General features: G+C 37.6%; 20 protein-coding genes. 15 read left to right on the top strand and 5 right to left on the bottom strand.

Annotation, left to right across the window (positions count from 1 at the left end):
- The first annotated feature begins 250 nt into the window (after positions 1-250).
- Positions 251-1,816 carry a DEAD/DEAH box helicase gene (locus tag ISU02_RS10135; RefSeq protein WP_194701709.1) on the top strand — a complete coding sequence of 522 codons (1,566 nt, stop codon included), beginning with the start codon at positions 251-253 and terminating at the stop codon, positions 1,814-1,816.
- A 93-nt stretch (positions 1,817-1,909) separates the two neighbouring features.
- Here ISU02_RS10135 and ISU02_RS10140 read toward each other — a convergent pair whose 3' ends face one another.
- A complete protein-coding gene (locus tag ISU02_RS10140; RefSeq protein WP_194701710.1) occupies positions 1,910-3,607 on the bottom strand; it encodes a putative bifunctional diguanylate cyclase/phosphodiesterase in 1,698 nt (565 codons plus the stop codon).
- Between the two features lie 250 nt (positions 3,608-3,857).
- On the opposite strand from ISU02_RS10140, the gene ISU02_RS10145 reads away from it, so the two are divergent.
- Genes ISU02_RS10145 through ISU02_RS10160 form a run of 4 tightly spaced genes read left to right on the top strand, consistent with a single transcriptional unit; the run spans position 3,858 to position 6,186 of the window.
- Positions 3,858-4,427, top strand: a complete 570-nt coding sequence (locus tag ISU02_RS10145) for a bifunctional transcriptional activator/DNA repair enzyme AdaA (RefSeq protein WP_194701711.1) — start codon at positions 3,858-3,860, stop codon at positions 4,425-4,427.
- Positions 4,420-5,319: a DNA-3-methyladenine glycosylase family protein gene (locus tag ISU02_RS10150; RefSeq protein ID WP_194701712.1), complete on the top strand. Its 900-nt coding sequence runs from the start codon at positions 4,420-4,422 to the stop codon at positions 5,317-5,319. Before ISU02_RS10145 ends, ISU02_RS10150 begins: the two co-directional genes overlap by 8 nt.
- Positions 5,312-5,797, top strand: coding sequence for a methylated-DNA--[protein]-cysteine S-methyltransferase (locus ISU02_RS10155; protein WP_194701713.1), 486 nt, complete (start codon positions 5,312-5,314; stop codon positions 5,795-5,797). Before ISU02_RS10150 ends, ISU02_RS10155 begins: the two co-directional genes overlap by 8 nt.
- Before the next feature lie 47 nt (positions 5,798-5,844).
- Positions 5,845-6,186: a zinc ribbon domain-containing protein YjdM gene (locus ISU02_RS10160; protein WP_194701714.1), complete on the top strand. Its 342-nt coding sequence runs from the start codon at positions 5,845-5,847 to the stop codon at positions 6,184-6,186.
- 51 nt (positions 6,187-6,237) lie between these two features.
- Here ISU02_RS10160 and ISU02_RS10165 read toward each other — a convergent pair whose 3' ends face one another.
- A complete protein-coding gene (locus ISU02_RS10165) occupies positions 6,238-6,528 on the bottom strand; it encodes a 2Fe-2S iron-sulfur cluster-binding protein (protein ID WP_194701715.1) in 291 nt (96 codons plus the stop codon).
- Positions 6,529-6,750: 222 nt separating this feature from the next.
- Here ISU02_RS10165 and ISU02_RS10170 point away from each other — a divergent pair, with 222 nt between their 5' ends.
- From ISU02_RS10170 to ISU02_RS10195, 6 genes are all read left to right on the top strand, one after another.
- Positions 6,751-7,518, top strand: coding sequence for an IclR family transcriptional regulator (locus ISU02_RS10170; protein WP_194701716.1), 768 nt, complete (start codon positions 6,751-6,753; stop codon positions 7,516-7,518).
- Positions 7,519-7,664: 146 nt separating this feature from the next.
- On the top strand, positions 7,665-8,546 hold the full coding sequence (locus ISU02_RS10175) for an acetaldehyde dehydrogenase (acetylating) (RefSeq protein WP_194701717.1): 882 nt from the start codon (positions 7,665-7,667) through the stop codon (positions 8,544-8,546).
- Positions 8,530-9,546, top strand: coding sequence for a 4-hydroxy-2-oxovalerate aldolase (gene dmpG, locus ISU02_RS10180; protein WP_194701718.1), 1,017 nt, complete (start codon positions 8,530-8,532; stop codon positions 9,544-9,546). Before ISU02_RS10175 ends, dmpG begins: the two co-directional genes overlap by 17 nt.
- A 40-nt stretch (positions 9,547-9,586) precedes the next feature.
- Positions 9,587-10,516, top strand: coding sequence for a catechol 2,3-dioxygenase (locus ISU02_RS10185; protein ID WP_194701719.1), 930 nt, complete (start codon positions 9,587-9,589; stop codon positions 10,514-10,516).
- 82 nt (positions 10,517-10,598) lie between these two features.
- Positions 10,599-11,423 carry an alpha/beta fold hydrolase gene (locus ISU02_RS10190; RefSeq protein WP_194701720.1) on the top strand — a complete coding sequence of 275 codons (825 nt, stop codon included), beginning with the start codon at positions 10,599-10,601 and terminating at the stop codon, positions 11,421-11,423.
- A gap of 18 nt (positions 11,424-11,441) precedes the next feature.
- Positions 11,442-12,224, top strand: coding sequence for a 2-keto-4-pentenoate hydratase (locus ISU02_RS10195; protein WP_194701721.1), 783 nt, complete (start codon positions 11,442-11,444; stop codon positions 12,222-12,224).
- A gap of 50 nt (positions 12,225-12,274) precedes the next feature.
- Here ISU02_RS10195 and ISU02_RS10200 read toward each other — a convergent pair whose 3' ends face one another.
- From ISU02_RS10200 to ISU02_RS10210, 3 genes are all read right to left on the bottom strand, one after another.
- Positions 12,275-13,051: an EFR1 family ferrodoxin gene (locus ISU02_RS10200; RefSeq protein ID WP_194701722.1), complete on the bottom strand. Its 777-nt coding sequence runs from the start codon at positions 13,049-13,051 to the stop codon at positions 12,275-12,277.
- A 107-nt stretch (positions 13,052-13,158) separates the two neighbouring features.
- Entirely contained in the window at positions 13,159-13,467 is a 309-nt protein-coding gene (locus ISU02_RS10205; protein ID WP_207736254.1) for an ArsR/SmtB family transcription factor, read from the bottom strand.
- 323 nt (positions 13,468-13,790) lie between these two features.
- Positions 13,791-13,976 (bottom strand): hypothetical protein, encoded by a 186-nt coding sequence (locus tag ISU02_RS10210; RefSeq protein ID WP_194701724.1) that lies wholly within the window; start codon positions 13,974-13,976, stop codon positions 13,791-13,793.
- A gap of 134 nt (positions 13,977-14,110) precedes the next feature.
- Here ISU02_RS10210 and ISU02_RS10215 point away from each other — a divergent pair, with 134 nt between their 5' ends.
- The 4 genes from ISU02_RS10215 (at position 14,111) to ISU02_RS10230 (ending at position 16,470) form a co-directional block, all read left to right on the top strand.
- On the top strand, positions 14,111-15,022 hold the full coding sequence (locus ISU02_RS10215; RefSeq protein WP_194701725.1) for a helix-turn-helix transcriptional regulator: 912 nt from the start codon (positions 14,111-14,113) through the stop codon (positions 15,020-15,022).
- Positions 15,023-15,138: 116 nt separating this feature from the next.
- Positions 15,139-15,387 (top strand): zinc ribbon domain-containing protein, encoded by a 249-nt coding sequence (locus ISU02_RS10220; RefSeq protein WP_194701726.1) that lies wholly within the window; start codon positions 15,139-15,141, stop codon positions 15,385-15,387.
- 40 nt (positions 15,388-15,427) lie between these two features.
- Positions 15,428-15,688: a DUF3795 domain-containing protein gene (locus ISU02_RS10225; protein WP_194701727.1), complete on the top strand. Its 261-nt coding sequence runs from the start codon at positions 15,428-15,430 to the stop codon at positions 15,686-15,688.
- 125 nt (positions 15,689-15,813) lie between these two features.
- The gene (locus ISU02_RS10230; protein ID WP_194701728.1) at positions 15,814-16,470 is read left to right on the top strand and encodes a pentapeptide repeat-containing protein; all 657 of its coding nucleotides are present in this window, start codon (positions 15,814-15,816) and stop codon (positions 16,468-16,470) included.
- Position 16,471: the final 1 nt, after the last annotated feature.

The raw sequence follows: 16,471 nt of genomic DNA on the forward strand, positions 1-16,471 counted from the left end.
AAGAGTAGACGTTTATATTGATGTATGATAATCTTTAGATATTGGAGAAATTTCTGATCATATTTTAAGGCGAGTTTTCATGATCATGATAAACTCGCCTTAGTATTGCAAACAGGATTGGATCGAGAGCAATGAATTCAAAAGCGGGGCCGATAAACGGCTTTATTGGGAGCGCGTTCAGATGTTGCTATGGATCATCAGTCAATGACTCTATATGAGCAGATGATAAAGTTGAGAAAAGGAAGGCAATTTGGAAAATCAATTTAGTAATTTAGGGATAAAGGAACCGATTGTAAAGGCGTTAGAGAACATGGAATTCATTACGCCAACAGACGTGCAAGGAAAAGCAATTCCACGTATTTTAAATTCTGAAGATCTGATTGTGATGTCGAAAACGGGAAGCGGTAAGACCGGTGCGTTTGGGATACCAGTGTTGCAGTCTGTTGACAACGCTGATCAAGGACCACAAGCGCTTATTTTGACACCCACTAGAGAATTGGCGGTTCAAGTAGACAATGATCTTACGCGGATGTCCAAATATTTAAAAATCAACACAACGGCTGTGTATGGACAGCACAATATGGATACAGAAATTAGTAAGATCAAAAGCGGTGTGGCAATTATCACAGGGACACCAGGACGTGTATATGATCACATTAGTAAAAAAACAATTTCTACAAAGACGATTCGATATCTTGTTCTAGATGAGGCGGATCGAATGCTAGACATGGGTTTTATAGATCAGGTGGTTAAAATCATTAAAACGTTGCCGAAGAACCGAGTCACAATGTTGTTCTCTGCAACGATGCCAAATGAAATTCAAAAAATTTGTAGAGAATATATGAAAGATCCTGTGACGATAGAACTTGAATCCGATACTAAAACGGTGGATACGATCAAACAGATCTATTATCGCGTTAAACCAGATGAAAAGAGAACTCAGTTGGATCGACTTTTAAAATTGGAGCAGCCAGATAGCTGTATGGTATTTTGTAATACGCGGCATGTGGTGGATCGCGTCAATGATTTTCTGCTCAGAAAAGGGTATGTTGTGGATTCTCTTCATGGTGCAAACACACAGACGCGTAGATCCAAAACGATACAAAAATTTAAGAAGGGTGGATTACAAGTACTTGTAGCCACTGATGTTGCAGCCCGTGGCATCCACATCGATGATTTGACTTTGGTTATTAATTATGATGTGCCCTCAGAAAAAGACAGTTACGTTCATAGAATTGGGAGAACAGGACGTGCTGGAAATGGCGGTAAAGCCATTACACTTGTGACAACTTCTGAAATCAGGAATCTTTATGAGATTGAAGAGCATACAGGCGTATTGATAGATGAAGAGGAATTGCCAACAGATGAAGCTGTCAGAGAAGCAGTTAAAAATGCATCTGGGAAATGGGTGGGGATTGCACCAACGCCTCCTAGAGCGAGAACGCCACATTCCCAATCGCATCGTTCTAAGCCCAAACATGTGGACGGCGGTACGAATAGAACTGCTCGATCTAAGAATTCAACTGCTAAGGGATCGACAGCTAAAAGATCTTCTTCAAATAGTGGACAGCGTCTTGAATCAACTCGTAAAGAGTTTAATTCGAGACAGACAAATCAAGGCAAATATGAGTATACGAGCAAACCGGTGTCCAATTCAAAACAATCAGATGTAAAAAAGAAAGCAGTTGTGACCATATCCAAACCCGTTATCATTTCTTCAAAGCCAAAGTCAGACTCAAAGTCACCTGTTGAAATAGCACCACCGAAAAAAACATTTTTTCAAAAAATGGTTGATCGCATAAAGAAAGTGAAATAGAGTAAGTGAGTCTAAAAATTTAATAAAAGGGGCTGTTGCAAATCTAAGAAATTAGATGAGCAACGGCCCTTTTTATAATCAAATCATAAGAATCTAGTTTTTACTGAAAGCTTTGGGACTTAATTTACACCCTTCTTCTGAGCTCAAAGGTTTTGAATAATAGTAGCCTTGTAGATAATCAATATTTAAAAGTACTGCGATTTCAGCCATTTCTATGGTTTCAATGCCCTCGGCGACAATGGTGATATTATTTTTATGACAGAGATCAACGATAGATTTTAAAAAGCTTATGACAGAGGTGTTGTTGAGCGTTTGTGCCATGATTTCTCTATCTATTTTAAGTTCTGTAAGTGGAATCTGTATCAAGTTGTTGAGTGAAGCGTAGCCAGTACCGAAGTCATCCAGAGCAATACCGATACCTTGTGCCTTTAAATCTTTCAAGTTGTGCATGATGCAATCGGATTTTTCAAACATGATGGATTCTGTGATCTCTAATATGAGTTGATTGGGTGCAAGTGCAAATTGATGAACAAGCTCTTTTATTCGGTCAGAAAAGGATGGGTCTAAGAGTTGAATGATGGAAACGTTGACGGCAATTTTAACTTCTGTTTTGTGTTTAAAGTTATAAGCTGCAATGAAAGCACAAGACCGTTCAAGCACAAAGTTTCCCAGTGCAATGATTTCTTGATTTGCTTCGGATACAGGTATAAACTCATCCGGCATGATAAGGTCGAACGCGCTGGAATGCCACCTTAAAAGTGCTTCAAAACAGGCAATTTCTTTTTCTTGAAGCTCCAAGATGGGCTGATAGACAATATAAAATTCGTTATGATGCAAGCCTTGCATCATATGTGTTTCGATATGGAGATTTCTGAGAATACATGCCTTTGTTTGAGCACTATAAAAAGATATGATGCCGGAGCCCTTGCGTTGAGAATCCATGAGTGTCATATAAGCTCTAGTGAGAACTTCCTCGGCTGTTAGGGGATCATTTTCAATGGGATAATTTAGGGCGCTCATATTAAACTTAGAAGCACTTAAAAATTTTATTTTTTCTGAATAGCTCAATATGGACTTTTGAAGTTGAGTAAATAAGTTCATAACAGCAGATCTCTCAACGATATCTTTTGAGAGTAGTGCAAACTCACTATTGGATATTCGATAGGCTTGATATTGATCCTTAGAGAGCATCTTGATCACTTTTGAACCCAGCTCGAGAATTTCCTTGGAGAAAGAGTGACCATAAATCTTAACCAAATGGTAAATGGGATCAAAATCAAGAAGTACAATTGTAAATGGATGCGCTGCTCTAATGTATATTGTGATGTCTTCTTCAAGTTTTTTACGATTAAAAAAACGGGTCTGTTCATCTAAGTATGCCATTTGGTAAAGCTTTTCATTGTAATTTTTTTGAAGTGTTATATCCGTGTGCGAACCTACCATAAAAATGAGTTTGCCTGATTCATCGAAGTTTGCAATGCCCTGAGCTTCAATCCAAACTATTTCTCCACTTCTATTGTAAACTCTGTATTCAGATTTGAAACTTTCTATTCTTGAATGCACATGAGTTTCAATGCCTTTTTCAAATTGTGATTGATCTTCGGGATGAATATTGGCAATCCATTGATCTAATGTTGAATTTTCAAGGGATACGTTAAATGATTTATAAAAATTCGCATTGAAAAAATGAACCGTATTATCAGGAAACATTTCCCATAAACCAATATTAGAGGCATCAAATAACTTGATGAGCTTGTCTAGTGATGGTTTTTTAGTGTTTATGAAATGCATGGACTCACCTCGATTTTAAATGGAATAAACAGATAAGCTAAATTGCTATTTAATAATTTATATAAATTGTAACACAATTAGTTTATGGAATCACATTAAAATTACTTGATCATTTTTAGGAAGAAAAAAAGAAGACGATTGGTATATAATAAGAAGTATAAAGGATAAGAAGTATAAAAGCTATAAGCGACGGGACGTATACGAGATTTAAGAGACGAACCTTTTAAAAAGGGTAACAGGAGGTGTCTTTATGCAGTTGACACATGCAGAAATGTGGCAGGCATTTATAAAAAAAGATTCCAAATTTGATGGTGTTTTTTATACAGCAGTGAAGACGACAGGTATATTTTGCAAACCATCTTGTCGTGCGCGGAAACCATTAGAAAAAAATGTGATTTTCTATAATTCAGCTGATGAAGCGAAACAAGATGGCTTCAGACCTTGTAAAATTTGTGAACCTGAAGGTAAAAGCGCAGGGCATTTGGAAGATATCGTTGTAATGTTGAAAGTCTATGTGGATCGTCATTACGCTAAACAAATAAACTTTCTCGAATTTGCAAATCAAAATGGGTTGAGTCAAAATCATTTGACACGCGCTTTTAAAAAGGCGTGCAATATGACACCTAAAGCATATCTCGCTAAAGTCCGAATTGATCATGCAAGAGTGCTTTTAAAGGAAACTCATGAGGAGATCTTGAAAATAACCTATGATGTTGGTTTTTTAAGCATATCCAGCTTTTATAAACATTTTAAAATGGCAACGGGCACATCTCCTAAAAAATTTCGAGAGTGCCCAGAAAGGACCTCTATTCATGGATGAGATTATTTTAGAAACGCCAGAAGACTTTAATTTTTCCGAGTGTCTCGTCTATCTCAACAGATCGGAATTGGAGTGCCTTCACAGAGTTGTAGAGGGGACTCTTATCAAACTTATTCCATGCTTGGGGCAATATTATTTAATTCAAATTATCCCCATGAAAGATAATCAAGCGTTAAAAATCACACTGCTCACTGGTGTGATAAGAGATTATTTGCAAGTTGAAGCCATAAAAAATTATGTTAGAACATGGTTTGATTTAGAAACCTCGTTGACCTCATTTTATGAACTCGGCAAGCGAGATTCGATTGTAAGATATGTCACTGAAAGGTATAGAGGCCTTAGGATTGTCAAAATTATGGACTTGTTTGAAGGCTTTTGCTGGTCTGTTATTGGACAGCAAATCAATTTGAAGTTCGCCTATACACTAAAAAAACGACTGATTGAAACCTACGGCGAGTCCATCACTTTCCAAGGTGAGCGCTATTATTTATTTCCCACGCCAGAAAGAATCGCTTGCTTGAGGACAGATGATTTAAAAGATTTGCAATTTTCAGGACGCAAAGCAGAATATGTGACTGGCATTGCAAATCTTTTTTGTCAAGGGGCTTTGGATGAAACTCAGATTAAGCATATGGAGTCATACGAGATGATTAAAGAAAAACTTTTGAAAGTGAGAGGCATTGGGCATTGGACTGCGGATTATATTATGCTCAAATGTCTTGATGTAAAAGAAGCCTTTCCAATTGCGGATGTGGGGATTCACAACGCAATTAAAGGTATTATGAATCTAGAACAGAAACCGACGATAGCGGAAATTGAATTGCTGTCAAAATTTTGGAAAGGGCATGAGGCATACGTGACTTTTTACTTATGGAGGTATTTATATGACTAATGTATATCGAGATGAATTCGTCGCTCCCTTTGGCATTTTAGAAATTATGGCCGATGAGTCTCATTTGATGAAGCTTGATTTGCTTAAAAGCGAACATGCAGATCGAAGGATAAATCCAAATCCAATTACGGATAGGACTAAAGATCAGTTAAGAGATTATTTTGAAGGTAAGAGAATGGTTTTTGACCTGCCGATTTTGCCGCAAGGTACTGAGTATCAAAAAAAAGTATGGCAACATCTGTTGAATATTCCCTATGGTGAAACCATCTCTTATAAAACATTGGCAATTTGGACTGGAAATGACAAGGCATCAAGAGCAGTGGGACATGCAAATAGTAAAAATACGATTATGATTGTCATACCTTGTCATAGGGTAATTGGAAAAAATGGTGAGCTCACAGGTTATGCTGGCGGACTTGATGTGAAAAGATGGCTTATTGAACATGAACAAAAATTTGCCAACACCAAGGGGTTATGATAATATAAAAGCCGTTGCTTATCATTAAATGAGAATGGAGATTTTATATGCTTATATTACCGAATTGCCCAAAGTGCAACTGCGAATACACCTATGAGATGGGGGCGCTTTATATCTGTCCAGAGTGTGCACATGAGTGGGCGATTAAATCACCGGAACGCGCGAACACAGAGGAGAAGATTATCAAAGATGCCAACGGCAATGTGTTATCAGATGGAGATTCTGTTACGATCATAAAAGATTTAAAAGTCAAAGGGAGTTCATCTGTACTTAAAATAGGTACAAAGGTTAAAAACATTCGATTAGTAGAAGGTGATCATGATATCGATTGTAAAATTGAAGGTTTTGGTGCTATGAAACTGAAATCGGAATTTGTTAAAAAAGTATAGTTTCGTGAATGCTTATTTCACTTTTATAGAAATAAGAGAAAAAGACGCGCGCTATTTTTTTAATCCCAAGAATTCGTAAGTGATGTCGCTCGTAGGAAAAGTTCTGCAAGCCAGCGTAATGCCAGAGTCAAAATCTGCCTTGGAGATGTGCTCGCGACTCATTAGACCAACCGTATATGTGCCGGATAACACTTTTATTCGGCAATAGCCACAACCTCCTTGTCTGCAGCCTACCATGAAATTAGCATTATGGTTGGCTTCAAGAGATTCTAGGAGGTTTTGATTTTCTCTGCAAGTATAAGTGATGTTCTTGTTAACAATGGTAATCTTATTTTTTTCCATATAAATCCTCCTCGTTGCATAGGGTTAGATCATTGAGAAATCCTAAAGGTAGAAATCTCAATGCTCAATCGTTCGATAATATCAAACTGCATTTGACTATACAAAATTTTTCAACAAAATCTCTTTACAGAGATCATGTGATGTGATAATATTGTATCAAGATCAGTACGAAATTGCCAATGATTTGAAATGAATCGAGAATAATTAAGTGAGGTCATTTAATTGAGTAGTAATAAAATTGTACAGTCTGTTGACAGAGCGATGCGCATTTTAAAATGTTTTTCAGAAGAGACGCCGGAGCTTAAATTATCCGAAATATCTGATCATTTAGATTTGAATAAGAGTACAGTACATGGGATTGTGAGCACCTTGAAAGCACATGGACTGTTAGAACAAAATGAAGAAAATCAAAAATACAAATTGGGATTGAAATTGATGGAATTAGGAGATGTTGTTGCCCATTCTATTGATATTCTAAAAATTGCACCACCTCTTTTAACGGAACTTGGCAAAATATTAAATGAGACCATCCATATTGGCATACTGGATGGAATGGAAGTCTCTTATATTTATAAGCAAGAATCTAGTCAGTCTATGAGAATACATACGACAATTGGTGCTAGGAATCCCGCCCATTGCACTGGGCTTGGAAAAGTGCTTCTTGCTTATGTAGATCCAGAGGTTTTAGATAGTACCATGCCTGAAATATTGGAACAGAGAACTCCGAATACCATTGTGGATCGAGAGAAGCTCTATGTGGAACTGGATACCATTAGAAAAAAGGGTTATGCAATAGATCATGAAGAAATTGCCGAAGGCTTGACATGTGTGGCCACGCCTTTGTTTGATCAGAATGGTGCTGTGAAATATGCCATGAGCACGTCTGGTCCGACTTTCAGAATGACCGAAGAAAAAATAGATGAAACCATTCAAAATATGAAAGAGGTTGCCAAGACACTTTCATTAAAATTAGGCTATAAAGGATTGTAGGTATTCTACAGCCTAATTTTTTAACATTATATGAGAATGCGGTTTGATAATATCAAACGAACTGTAGTGGATGAAAATCGCGATGAGTAAATGAATAAGGAAATTGGATATGTGTGAACAATCTGAATAAAAGGAGGGTGTATCTGTTGGAAAAGATAAAAGTTGCAATCATAGGACCAGGCAATATTGGTTTGGATCTGCTGTACAAGATTGAACGCAGTCCATATTTAGAATTAGCATACATGATTGGGATTCAGGATTCTCTTGGTATTGAAACAGCTAAAGGGAAAGGTGTCAAGACGACGACAGAGGGGATTGATGGTTTTTTGCCTGAATCAGATGATGTGAGTATTGTATTCGACTGTACCAGTGCAAAAGCCCATTTGTACAATGGACCAAAACTCAAGGAAAAAGGAATTTTCACGATTGATTTGACACCGGCGGCTATTGGGCCAATGCTCATTCCAGCGGTTAATTTAACGGATCAAATGTTGGAACTGGATAACGTCAACATGGTAACCTGTGCTGGACAAGCCACAACACCGATTGTGGCGGCGATTAATGCAGTGGCAGATGTCTCTTATGCGGAAGTGGTCTCTTCTATAAGCAGCAAGAGTGCTGGACCTGGCACAAGAGCCAATATCGATGAATTTACAGTGACGACGCAGAAAGCATTAAAAGAAGTTGGTGGTGCCGATGAGTCCAAAGTCATCATTGTATTAAATCCAGCTGAGCCACCAATTTACATGAGAAATACCATTTATACGAGAGTAAAGCATACAGATTTAGAAATCATAAAAAAAGCAGTTGAAGAAATGGTTTTGAAAATTAAGGCGTATGTTCCGGGCTATAAACTCATGTTGGAACCAATTATTCAAGATGATGTTGTAACGACAATTATACAAGTTGCTGGTCTTGGAGATTATTTGCCTGTTTATTCAGGTAACTTAGATATTATTACCTCTGCAGCTGTGAATATTGCAGAAAAATATGCGCAAAGAAGGGCAGGTGATGGCAAAGATGTCTAAAATAATATTGACAGATACAACTCTTAGGGATGGCAATCATACGGTATCTCACCAGTTCTCGCCTGATGATGTGGCAAAGGTTGCTTTGGGCTTGCAGGGGGCAGGAATCGATCTTATTGAAATTGGTCACGGAGATGGTTTAACAGGTTCATCTATCAATTATGGATTTTCGAAATATGATGACTTTTCAACGATAAAAGCAGCAGCAGAAGTTTTGACAACTTCAAAGCTTACGGTTTTATTATTACCGGGGATCGGTACGGTGAAAGCACTTGAACAAGCACATAAATATGGTGCCAAAGCCGTTCGAGTGGCAACGCATGTTACCGAAGCCGATGTGTCTGCGCAGCATATTAAAGCAGCTAAAGAAATGGGCCTTTTTACAGTGGGATTTTTAATGATGTCACACATGACAGATGTGGACCGACTTGTTGAAGAAGCGCTTAAGATGGAGTCTTACGGGGCAGATGTCGTCTATGTTACAGATTCAGCAGGCGCCATGGTTCCCAGCCAAGTTGCGGAAAAAGTTGCTGCATTAAAGAACAACTTAAAAGTGCCTATTGGTCATCATGCGCATAATAATTTAGGCTGTGCGATTGCCAATAATCTTGCAGCGATTGATGCTGGTGCCACTTATGTGGACTCCTCTCTAATGGGACTTGGTGCTGGCGCAGGAAATACTTCAACTGAAACTCTGATAGCAGTACTGAATAAGATGAAACATGACCATAGGGGGGATTTGTATAAGGCAATGGATGTTTCAAAAGATATTTTGGTGCCAATATTAGAGTCAAAGGGCTTACATTTGTCAACGAATCATGATTCAATGATGTTAGGGTACGCTGGTGTTTATTCAAGTTTTTTACTGCATTCAAGACGTGCTTCTGAAAGATTCGATGTGGATGTGAGAGATATATTGCTAGAGTTAGGTAAACGAAAAGTTGTCGGGGGGCAAGAAGATTGGATTATCGATATTGCTCATGGATTATCAACAAGATAATGCGCACATGCATTAGTCAAATCAGAATGGAGGTTTTAAGATGGCATTAAAGGGAGTACTTAGGACAGGTTTGGTTCAACTTAGAGTTTTGGATTTAGACAAATCACTTGACCATTACAGAAAACACATTGGTTTAACAGAAGTGGGGCGTACGGAAGATGGTAGAGTTATGCTTAAGGGCAACGATGAATTTGATCATCATTCAGTTGTGCTTCGATTGGCAGAAACGCCAGGCCTTGATTACATTGGTTTAAAAGTGGACACAAAAGAAAATTTGGAGCGATTTGAGGCCGAAACAAAAGCCTTTGGATTTGAAATCGAAGAAATTGCACCGAATAGCGATCAACCGGGATTTGGACGTCGTATTGCAGTGAAGCTGCCAACTGGACACCGTATAGATCTATATTCTGAAGTTGAACTTGCTGAGAAACATCCTGGCATAAAAAATCCTAAATTGTGGATTGAAGAGCCAAAGGGAATGGATGTAAGCTGTTTTGATCATGCTTTACTGTATGGACCTAATGCAAAAGAAGCAACACAATGGTTTGTAGAAGTCCTTGAAATGTCAATTGTTGAAGTGGTTAAAAAGGAAGACGGCGTGGAAAATTTAGCAGTTTGGCTCAGTGCTTCCAACCGTGGACATGATCTTGCAATATTGGATTATGACAAACCGGGTAAACTCCATCATATCTCTTTCCATTTAGAAGACTGGAATGCAATTGGTCATGCGGCAGATATCATGGGGCAATATAATATCTCTATAGATGTTGGACCAACGCGTCATGGTGTTACTAGAGGTCAAACCATCTACTTCTTTGATCCATCAGGGAATCGAAATGAAGTTTTCTGTGGAGGTTATTTCTACTATCCAGATATGCCATTGCGTGTTTGGGATATAGAACATGTGGGAGAAGGTATTTTCTATTATGATAAAGTACTCAACGAGCGCTTCTTAAGTGTGGTATCTTAAATAAAAAAATCAAATTTCATGCATTCATTTAATGATGAGTGCATGAAATTTGATATGATATGATTAAAGGAGGTAAATACTTATGTCAAATAAAAACCCAAGTATTGGAAAAACAATAAAAGCAGGTAAGTACATGGTGAATTATCACGATGTGGGTGAGGGTGATGTCGTCTTTTTGATTCATGGTTCCGGCCCTGGTGTAACCGCTTATGCAAACTGGGGTAAGGTCATGCCGTTGCTCAAAGAGAATAAACGCGTTATTGCACCAGATATGTTGGGATTTGGTTATTCAGAGAGACCGGAAGGCATCAAATATACGATGGATCTCTGGGTTCAACAAATGGTTGACTTAATGGATGCGCTCGATGTGGATCAAGCGGACATCGTTGGCAATAGCTTTGGCGGTGCTCTGGCATTATCACTTGCCATTAAATATCCAGAGAGAGTCAGAAAAATTGTACTCATGGGTAGTATGGGCATTGAATTTAATCTGACTTATGGCCTGGACAGAGTGTGGGGTTATGAGGCAAGCGTTGAATTTATGAGAAGTGTTTTAGACTTATTTACTTACAATAAAGAAATGATCACAGATGAACTTGCAAAAATCCGATATGAGGCAAGTGTAGAACCTGGATTTCAAGAATCATTTTCTTCGATGTTTCCTTATCCAAGACAAAGTTCTGTTACAATGATGGCATCAGATGAAGAAGATATTAAAAAGATCAAGGCGCCAGCACTAATCGTTCACGGTAGAGACGACTTAGTCATTCCTGTTTCTAATGCGTATAAACTCTTTGATCTACTCGAAGATTCACAACTGCATATTTTCGGGAAATGTGGGCACTGGACACAAATCGAACATACAGGTGATTTTTGTCGCTTGCTCGATGGTTTTTTAGCGGAGTGATATAACAGGAGGTACATTATGGGTAACAGATTATATAGCAATGCAGATCTTGCGCATATGCTGATGGAAGCGGATCGAAACAAACGCCCTATTGAAGCTCTGACTGCTTTGCAAGAAGGCCTTACTTTAGATGATGCCTATGAGATTCAAATGATTAATGTCCAGAAAATGTTGGCGTCTGGTGAGGTCATCAGCGGCAAGAAAATTGGACTGACTTCATTGGGAATGCAAAAATTGCTGGGTGTGGATGAACCTGATTATGGTCATTTATATGAGAGTATGAACCTAACTACCGGTAATGTACCTAAAGATTTTGTACTTCAACCCAAAGTAGAAGCTGAAATTGCATTCGTTTTAAAAGAGGACTTAATTGGACCGAATGTGACCGTGGAAGATGTGTATAGGGCAACAGATTACATCGTTGCAGCCTTTGAAATTGTGGGCAGTCGCATTAAAAATTGGAAAATTAAGCTGGTAGATACCATATCGGACAACGCGTCGTCAGGGTGTTATGTGCTCAGTGAAAAGAGATATAATTTAAATGATTTTGATTTAAAAACTGAAAAGATGAAATTCTATAAAAATGGCGAATTGGCGAATGAAGGCACTGGCGCAGAAGTTATGGGTGATCCGGTTTATTCGGTGGCGTGGCTTGCAAATAAAATGTCAGAGTATGGTGTTGAACTCAAAAAAGGTGAAATCATTTTGTCAGGTGCTTTAACAGCAGCACTTACTGCAGAAGACGGTGATGAGTTCGAAGCGGTTTTCGAAAACTTTGGCAGTGTAAAAATTGCGTTCTGATAAAATTTAATGTAAAAAAGCACATTGGAGGCTGTTGCAGATCTAAGAATCTAGATTTGCAACAGCTCTTTTAATTTGACATTGGGATTGGTATACTGATAGTTTGTTTTAGGTTTCATATGTTTAAATCGAATGGCCTCTTCAGGACAATGATGCAGACAAGCAAAGCACATCTCGCAGTTGTGATTCATTTGTGGATATGTGGCAGATGTCGCAATGTTATTCACAGGACATATTTTTGAGCATAATCCACAGTTGGTACATTTGTCTTCGCTGATTTTAAGTGCATTAAATCCAAGATAATCTGTACTATATTTTAGCATGAGCTTACTCACAAGGTGTGCCCCAAGTTTTTTGGATGGCAAATCACTTTGCTCTTGGTTTTGTAAAGCATGAATGGCTTTTTCGATTTCGTGATCTGCTTTTTCGAGCATTGGCGTCATCTTTTCTTCTGGTGTTGGGAAAATAATGCTGTTATCAGGCAGTGTAAATGACATTGTAGTTGAAACCTCTATATGACGTGATTTTAAGATGGTAACACAATTGGCAAGTGCATTACCAGCACCGCCACCATAATTGGCAATGAGAAATACGTAGGGGTTATTTGAAAGCTCAATTTTTTCAAGAAAACGCTTTACAATTTTAGGTGCATCATAAAAATAAACAGGGAATAAAATGCCAATATTTTGAGCATCCGTTTTTATGGGCAGTTCCAAATCTAACGAACCTATGGCGATTAACTTTGAATCTGGAAAAGAATTTGCAATTTTTTTCGCAATGTAATAAGTGTTCCCAGTGCCTGAGAAATAATAAAGTTCTGTATGCATATAGCCTCCTTGTGCATTTAAATGCACATATTAATTAAAAATAAAAGCGATTATATCGCTTATTAGTACAATCTTAACAGGGTAATCATAATAGTGTCATATAAAATTCAATCCTTCTGGTCTTCTAAATAATCTTTATAAGTCAGGTGATGTTCATATAAATAACTATAAGTGTCCTCACAGGTGTTTTCTAGAATCACTTTTATATCTGAAACGACGGCTTCCATCTTATAGAGAAAAGCCATCCCGTCCAATTGATAGTAATGATGCCTTGAGGCCACTGTGAGGATTAAAAGACCTTCTTCCTTCATCATTTTAAGATGCTTTGAAATCACAGAGCGATCCTGTGGAAAGTGCTCTGAAATGCTGCTGATGTCAGCAGGTCCATTTAAAGCCAGAAATTTAATAATTTCCATTCGTATATTTTCACCAAGAATTTTGAAGATATCTTGTTGAAAAAGCATATTCATTTGTTCAGGCGTTAGCGCATTTTTTTCGCAAGTTTCTCTTTTCATGAATGTATTATATATGCATTTACATGCACGTGTCAAGGGCTTATTTTGTTGAACAAGGTGAAATTGCTCAAACGCTCGGAATGCTGAGAGATCAAGTAAAAGAAATTAAAAGCGTAATCAAATGTAGCATCATAGAGAAAGATTATAGCTTTATCCGTATATTAAGCAGCAGAGTCAAAGGTCACCCAAAATCAAAAAAATATTTATGTTGGATTTAAATCGTTTTATTTTCGATCATCAAATAAATGATCGTGATCGTGAAGCATCCAGGTTTCCCTTTCACTCTTTTTAAGTTTGCTGTTGACCATTTTTAAAAATTCATCGGCTCGTTTTTTTTTGTCCTTTTTTTCAGCATCTTCAGTTTTAGCAATGTCAGCGGCAGGCAATTTTTTAGGATCAGATTCAGTCATGTGATCACATCCCTTCTACTTCATGGATACCCCAAAAGACTTTTTTTAAAAGGGTATTACATGTTTATAATTTGTTATAATAAGAAGGGTGTAATAACTTGATGAGGCAGAAAGATACATGATGAGGCATAAAGATGAAAGTAGAAAGACTATTAAATATACTGATGTATTTAATCAACCATGATAAAGTCTCGGCGAATGCCTTGGCGAAGCATTTTGATGTTTCCAAACGGACGATTCAAAGGGATATAGATCACTTGACACTTGCGGGTATACCCATTTACTCAGAGATCGGAAGAAGTGGTGGCTATCAATTAATGGATCATTTTAAAATGGATAAAAACTATCTGAATGCATCTGAATCAAATCTTTTATACACTTTCTTATCAGATATAGAAAGAACGACGCCAAGTGATGAAATTCAAACCACATGTAATAAACTCATGGCACTTTTTCCTCAAGAGACAGACAATGATAGGCTCATTATCCAAATGATGCCTCAGTTCATTCAAGAGAATTTTAGTGCTGTGTTCAATCAATTGACGAGAGCGAGAGATGAACACTTAAAAGTGATAGTCATTTACATAGATGCTGAGCTCAACGAAACAAAGCGCATCATTCACCCTTACAGATTAGTCTTAATGGGGAATACATGGTACGTTTATGGCTTCTGTGAATTGCGTGATGCCTTTAGACTATTTAAAATCAGTCGAATGATAAGATGTGATTGCAGTGAAAAAACGTTTACGGTGCGAGACCTGCCTGATAAATTGCCGTGGCATAATCAGATGGATTCAGACCGGAAAAGTGAAAAAATAGTGCTCGAATTAGATCGATGCTTATTGGGGCGTCTATCAGATTACTTTGACTATCATAATTGTGACGTACAGGAGGATAAGATCATTGCGACACTGAACTTCCCCATAGACGAGTGGCTGTTGACACTTCTATGTCAGTTGATTCCCTATGTTAAAATCATAGAACCCCTTTCATTGAAAAAGAAGTTTAATGATCGATTGCAAAAAGCAATTCAAAATAACATTTGAGCTATTTTTCGAGATCTCAAATTATAAAGAGTGACATACTGTTGTCGCCTTTTATGATTTAAAATGAGCTCAGAAGTATAGAGCAATGAATTTATTATTTTGAAAGGAGAAGAATCATGAAAATATGTCAAAGCTGTGGAATGCCAATGATGAATGCAGAGGATTTTGGCAATAATAAAGACGGTTCAAAAAGTGAAACATATTGCAAGTACTGTTTTCCAAAAGGCGTCTTTAATAATCCAAATGAAACTTTTGAAGAAATGGTTGAAAGCTGTATGCCCTTTGAAGTTCAAAGAGGTGTCAGTGAAGAAGTTGCTAGAGAAAAGCTTACACAGACACTGAGTACGTTAAAAAGATGGCGTTAAGAAGTGAAGGTAAAGGTTTAATATTTTGGAGGTGAACGATATGTTTGAATCAAGATGTGGTGTGCGCTGTGATATTTGTGAGCGCAAGGCACAAGTAAACTGTAAAGGGTGCATTCAAATGTCTGCGCCATTTTGGGGTGGAAAGTGCGGTGTAAAATCGTGCTGTGAAGAAAAGGGCTATAATCATTGTGGAGAATGTGATGGATTTCCGTGCGATATGCTCAGTCACATGGGCGTGGACCAAGGGTTTGATCCATTACCTAAGATTGAACAGTGTAAAAAATGGAAACGTGAATGTTGAATACCGTTTATTGAGCTTTTTTGAATAATGCCAGACAGTTTAGGCCAATAGGGTATCTGTCTGGTTTTTATTTGATATAATGAAGAAAAAACAATAGGATTAGGACATAAAATAGGAGTGGTACCATGACAAAAAAGGCAAAAGAAATTAAGATTAATGCACCTCAAATACCGAATAGTCTTCAAACGGTCAGTGTAGATGAAATTGTATTTGAATCGGAAGAACTGATTGAAGCCATCGATTGTTTTGAAGGCCAGTTAGAAAATCAAGAAAAGGAATGTGTCTACATTCGAAAATCCGTCTTTAAAGACACTTCATTCAAAGGCTCTCGTTTTCATAGGCTAGACCTTCAAGATGTGATCTTCGAGAACTGTGATTTTTCAAATGTGGATTTTACAGATAGCATTATTCATAAAACGGTTTTTAAAGGCTGTAAGATTACAGGTGCCAATTTTAGCAATACGACATGGATGCATGTTAAATTAGAAAATTGCAATGGCAAATACGCTAATTTTAGGTTTTCGCAGATAAAAAAATCGGCATTTGAAAATACAAATCTGGATTTGTCAGATTGTCAAAATGCCGTATTTGAAGACGTTCAATTGGAAAAAACCAGTTTTAGAGAGAGTCAATGCTCAGGTGCAAAACTTGAAGGCCTTGATTTTAGAACTTGTGATATAGAAGGCCTAGGTGCTCGAATAGAAGACTTAAAAGGGATTGTTATCACATCGATTCAAGCGGTTTCTATCGCTAGAATTTTAGGTGTGGTGATTGAAGATTAAA

The organism is Fusibacter ferrireducens, from assembly GCF_015352425.1.
GTDB classification, from domain to species: Bacteria; Bacillota; Clostridia; order Peptostreptococcales; family Acidaminobacteraceae; genus Fusibacter_A; species Fusibacter_A ferrireducens.

Coding starts and splice junctions, on each gene's coding strand:
- ISU02_RS10140 (WP_194701710.1), bottom strand. CDS start 3,607: ATGCATTTCATAAACACTAAAAAACCATCACTAGACAAGCTCATCAAG.
- ISU02_RS10145 (WP_194701711.1), top strand. CDS start 3,858: ATGCAGTTGACACATGCAGAAATGTGGCAGGCATTTATAAAAAAAGAT.
- ISU02_RS10150 (WP_194701712.1), top strand. CDS start 4,420: ATGGATGAGATTATTTTAGAAACGCCAGAAGACTTTAATTTTTCCGAG.
- ISU02_RS10155 (WP_194701713.1), top strand. CDS start 5,312: ATGACTAATGTATATCGAGATGAATTCGTCGCTCCCTTTGGCATTTTA.
- ISU02_RS10160 (WP_194701714.1), top strand. CDS start 5,845: ATGCTTATATTACCGAATTGCCCAAAGTGCAACTGCGAATACACCTAT.
- ISU02_RS10165 (WP_194701715.1), bottom strand. CDS start 6,528: ATGGAAAAAAATAAGATTACCATTGTTAACAAGAACATCACTTATACT.
- dmpG (WP_194701718.1), top strand. CDS start 8,530: ATGGCAAAGATGTCTAAAATAATATTGACAGATACAACTCTTAGGGAT.
- ISU02_RS10185 (WP_194701719.1), top strand. CDS start 9,587: ATGGCATTAAAGGGAGTACTTAGGACAGGTTTGGTTCAACTTAGAGTT.
- ISU02_RS10190 (WP_194701720.1), top strand. CDS start 10,599: ATGTCAAATAAAAACCCAAGTATTGGAAAAACAATAAAAGCAGGTAAG.
- ISU02_RS10195 (WP_194701721.1), top strand. CDS start 11,442: ATGGGTAACAGATTATATAGCAATGCAGATCTTGCGCATATGCTGATG.
- ISU02_RS10200 (WP_194701722.1), bottom strand. CDS start 13,051: ATGCATACAGAACTTTATTATTTCTCAGGCACTGGGAACACTTATTAC.
- ISU02_RS10205 (WP_207736254.1), bottom strand. CDS start 13,467: ATGGAAATTATTAAATTTCTGGCTTTAAATGGACCTGCTGACATCAGC.
- ISU02_RS10210 (WP_194701724.1), bottom strand. CDS start 13,976: ATGACTGAATCTGATCCTAAAAAATTGCCTGCCGCTGACATTGCTAAA.
- ISU02_RS10215 (WP_194701725.1), top strand. CDS start 14,111: ATGAAAGTAGAAAGACTATTAAATATACTGATGTATTTAATCAACCAT.
- ISU02_RS10220 (WP_194701726.1), top strand. CDS start 15,139: ATGAAAATATGTCAAAGCTGTGGAATGCCAATGATGAATGCAGAGGAT.
- ISU02_RS10225 (WP_194701727.1), top strand. CDS start 15,428: ATGTTTGAATCAAGATGTGGTGTGCGCTGTGATATTTGTGAGCGCAAG.
- ISU02_RS10230 (WP_194701728.1), top strand. CDS start 15,814: ATGACAAAAAAGGCAAAAGAAATTAAGATTAATGCACCTCAAATACCG.